This window comes from Jannaschia seosinensis (genome assembly GCF_001408515.1).
Taxonomy (GTDB): Bacteria; Pseudomonadota; Alphaproteobacteria; order Rhodobacterales; family Rhodobacteraceae; genus Jannaschia; species Jannaschia seosinensis.
This window is the reverse complement of the sequence record NZ_CYPR01000245.1, coordinates 1-3,643: the sequence shown is the minus strand read 5'-3', so window position 1 is coordinate 3,643 and position 3,643 is coordinate 1. Positions and strand designations below refer to the sequence as shown.

At 62.9% G+C, this 3,643-nt stretch carries 5 protein-coding genes; 2 read left to right on the top strand and 3 right to left on the bottom strand.

Going from position 1 to position 3,643, the window contains the following annotated elements:
- On the top strand, positions 1 to 429 hold a 429-nt coding region (locus tag JSE7799_RS18645; protein WP_186202010.1), incomplete at its 5' end, for a transposase.
- Positions 426 to 758, top strand: a complete 333-nt coding sequence (locus JSE7799_RS20215; protein WP_222101821.1) for an RNA 2'-phosphotransferase — start codon at positions 426 to 428, stop codon at positions 756 to 758. The genes JSE7799_RS18645 and JSE7799_RS20215, both read left to right, overlap by 4 nt.
- 89 nt (positions 759 to 847) lie before the next feature.
- On the opposite strand, the gene JSE7799_RS18640 is transcribed toward JSE7799_RS20215, so the two are convergent.
- The 3 genes from JSE7799_RS18640 to JSE7799_RS18630 all read right to left on the bottom strand — a co-directional run.
- Positions 848 to 1,630, bottom strand: a complete 783-nt coding sequence (locus tag JSE7799_RS18640; RefSeq protein WP_144431815.1) for a site-specific integrase — start codon at positions 1,628 to 1,630, stop codon at positions 848 to 850.
- Entirely contained in the window at positions 1,572 to 2,951 is a 1,380-nt protein-coding gene (locus JSE7799_RS18635; RefSeq protein ID WP_222101820.1) for a hypothetical protein, read from the bottom strand. Before JSE7799_RS18635 ends, JSE7799_RS18640 begins: the two co-directional genes overlap by 59 nt.
- A gap of 121 nt (positions 2,952 to 3,072) precedes the next feature.
- Positions 3,073 to 3,643 (bottom strand): IS66 family transposase (locus JSE7799_RS18630; RefSeq protein WP_144431813.1); only part of this gene is annotated, 571 nt, incomplete at its 5' end.

Here is a 3,643-nt window from a genome sequence, read left to right as displayed (position 1 = left end):
CGCTGCCAGTTCCATCTCGCGCGCAACGCCATTCATCACGCTCCGAACGTCGAGATCCGCAAGCGCATCGGAGCTGAGCTGCGCACCGTGTGGAATGCCAGCACGCTCGCCAAGGCAGAAACGGCCTTGGCAGAGATCGTCGCCAGCTATCGCACCTCTGCGCCGAAGCTGGCCGCATGGCTGGAGGAAAACGCGCCCGAGGGGCTCGCGGTCTTCACGCTGCCCGAGCACCATCGCCGCCGGCTGCGCACTTCAAACCCGATGGAGCGATCCGTCCAGCAGGAGCTCAAGCGGCGCACCGTAAAGGTCAGGGTCTTTCCCAGCGACGACGCTCTGCTGCGACTGGTCAGCGCCGTCCTCGTAGAGATCGACGAGAAATGGGCCTCCGAGACCAAGGCCTACATCAAATGGGAATGCCAGAATGCATGACCCGCTCTCAGCAGAATTTCCAGACCGCAGGTTGCTCTATCGCGCGCGTCCGCGCGGCGCAGGGTCACTCGCTCGCGCTCGACTTCGGGCTGACGGCCGCGGTTCCTCCAGACACGCTCTACCACGGCACAGCCCGGCATCACCTGGACGCGATCTTTGCAGAGGGCCTGCGACCGCAGCGTCGGCAGTTCGTCCATCTCAGCCGCGATGTCGAAACCGCCAGGATCGTCGGGGCCCGGCATGGAAAAGCTGTGGTCTTGACCGTGACTGCGCTGCCATGGTTGCCGCAGAACAGACCTTTTTGCTGTCGGAAAACGGTATCTGGATGACGACAGTGGTGCCGCCGCGTTTCCTGGGGTTCGCGTCACTCTGATGCGGAACTTCGTTGTTCGCGCGCGGCCGGTCCGCCGGCTCGCTGCTATCCGACGATCCGTAGGCCTTGTTCCCGTGCCCGAGCGTTCGTCATGGCGGACGGGTCATCGAAGGGTCTCCTGATCATCGAGATATCGACCACGACCGATTTCATGCGTTCGGCAAGCTTCTCAATGCCAAGGTTTTGTCCGTATGATGCGTCGCCCTCGTCGGTGCGGGTGTGCCCCATAATTCGGCAGCGAATTGCGTCAGACTTGTCGTCGCCCAGGAGGTCATGATGGAACGTCGTGCGCAGGGCGTGGAAGTCCAGACCTGCCCAGTAGCACCCGTTGGTCCGCCGGTAATATCCGAACATCTTGCTGAAATTCGCCGAGAACGTGCCCTTCACCTTGCCGCGGTTCAAGAACGGGAACAGTCGGATGTGACCTGCCTTCCTGCGCATATCGACCAGTTTCAAGAGGCCGAGTTCGACCAGTTGCGGGTGGATCGGAAGAATCCGTGCGCTGCTGAGGGTTTTCACGCCGTTCACGATGTCGTGGCGAATACGCAGATACGGAATTCCCTTGTCGACGCCGAAGTCGTCCGGCCCCAGCTGAAGGATTTCCTCCATGCGCATCCCCTGATGGCGCGCGATAAGCGGCGCCCAGAACAGCGGGTCACCGATGTCTTCGAGAGGCTCCTGATAGATCCGGGAGTTCCACAGGTCATAGATCCGGTCGTCCCACGCTTCCCGCCTGCGCTGGCCTTCCGAGCTCTTCAGAGCCTTCTCTTCATCGTTGGTCCAAGTGCAGATACTGAACGGGTTCTGGTCGATCAGCTGCATGTCCATCAGCATCTCGCCGACCGCGCATGACGCGGCCATGCTTGATGTATGTCGTCACCGAGACGCGAGCCTTGTGACCTTGCAGGCGCATCTTGTCGATCTCCTCGGACCCTGCGCCGCGCAATTCGGCAGCCTCGATGTCCTTGTCGAGCTGGGCCGCCCTGGCATCGGCCATCTCGATCAATTCCATGATACCGTAGTTGGCGCGGTCGTTGGCCGACCTACCGTGATTGGCCGGAACTCCCCAAAACCGTTGAAGCGCGTCGTTCACCTCATCGACATGGATCTCGTCAACCGGTTCGTCGCCGAGAGCGGACGGCCAGAAATCGAGTGCGAGCCTGCGCTTTCCCCTGTGATCCTCGCAAAGACGCTCGTCGACAGATGCGGTCTTGAGTTTCTCCGGAATGGCCTTGCGTTTCTGATGCTTGTTGAACGGGGCCCGGTATCCCCAGCTCAGGAGCTCGAAGTAGAGTTCGATTGCTTCGGTGAGGGTGATCCCCCGCTGCTTCTCAAGGGCCGCGCGGATGCTTTCCGAAAGCAAGGATCGGTCGATCAGGATACGCGGCGGACGGGCCGCGATCCGGGCCTCTTGCCAACGCTCCTCATCGTATCCTGAGGGCATGTCGAAGCTGGCCGGCACCACAATGGTTGCGGACAGGGATGTGGTGTTGCGAAGGGATGCCTCGCACGCGGTTGCTTTCTGACGGACGGCCGCGTCATTCTGCGGCTCCGGTTGAGGCCGTGTGGGCTCAGGGCAAGCCACTGGCGGCACTGGGGTTTCCGTCTCGCACGCGAAAGAGGCCGGGACCGTGACAGGTGCCGCTTCCGGCAATACCTCATCGGTCGCGAATGATGCCGGAGCGACGGTGATGTCGGCCGGGGCGGTGCGATGTGGCGCCGAAGCGGTTTCGACTGTGCTGACCGCGCGACGGAAAAACACGGTCGGCTGGTCGTAGATGCCCTGCTGCCGGCGACCCCGCTCCTGGCTCACGTCGAGCAGGACTTTTGTTGCTTCGTAGGCCAGCGCCGACCAGTCCTCGTCGCTCTCGTCGAGGTCGATCTCGAGTTGTTCGGCGACATGGCGGAGGGGGGCACGCGCGACGTCGCGATCGCCGAGCCAGAGCGCCCGGCGCAGTGTATCTTGAAGAGCTTCCTCACGCCGCAAGGTCATGGAGGCGGCTTCGGTGCTACGCCTTCCGGCGGTCGCACGCACGCGCTCAAAGGCTTCGATCTCGAAGCGAACGAGGCTTTCCAGCATCCTGACCTGTGTTTCGGGCGCAATCGCCATCGTCGTCTCCGCATCCGCGGCGAAGACCAGGTCGCTCATCTCGGTAAGGCGGCGGGCCAGGTTCTTCGCGTCGGACGGGAGGTGGGTGCGAAGGGAAAAGCAGAGGAACAATTTTTTCGATGGGGTTCGGTTTCTCGTAAGCATCCGGCGAGTGCCGTGGTCAGGCTGCCTTGACCTGGAGCGCAGCGGCGTTCCATTCCCACGGCAGCAACTCGTGCAGGCGTGAGACCGGAATGTCGGAGATGCGGGCGATGACGTCGGCGAGCCAAGCCTGCGGGTCGATGTCGTTCAGCTTCGCGGTGCCGATCAGGGAATACATGAAGGCGGCGCGCTGCCCGCCGCGCTCGGAACCCGCAAAGAGCCAGGATTTCCTGCCGAGGGCCACGCCGCGGAGCGATCTTTCGGCCGCGTTGTTGGTCAGGCAGATCCGTCCGTCGTCCAGGAACCGGGTGAAGCCCGGCCAATGGTTCGGCGCCAGCAGGTAGTCGATGGCCTTGGCAACCTTGGCATGCTTGGACAGGAGTGCGCGTTCGCCGCGCAGCCAACGCTCCAGATCCTCGACCAGCGGGGCCGACAGGCGCTGCCGGACCTCCAGTCGATCCGCCGGGCTATGCCCGTTGATCTCCCGCTCGATGTCGAACAGGGCGTCGATGCGCCGGACGGCATCGAATGCGATAGGCGAGATCTCCTTGGCGTCCTTGCCCTTGCGGATATTCCCTTCCACGTCGGCC

Excerpts from the sequence above, each read along its gene's own strand:
- JSE7799_RS20215 (WP_222101821.1), top strand. The coding sequence starts at position 426 with ATGACCCGCTCTCAGCAGAATTTCCAGACCGCAGGTTGCTCTATCGCG.
- JSE7799_RS18640 (WP_144431815.1), bottom strand. The coding sequence starts at position 1,630 with ATGGACATGCAGCTGATCGACCAGAACCCGTTCAGTATCTGCACTTGG.
- JSE7799_RS18635 (WP_222101820.1), bottom strand. The coding sequence starts at position 2,951 with ATGAGCGACCTGGTCTTCGCCGCGGATGCGGAGACGACGATGGCGATT.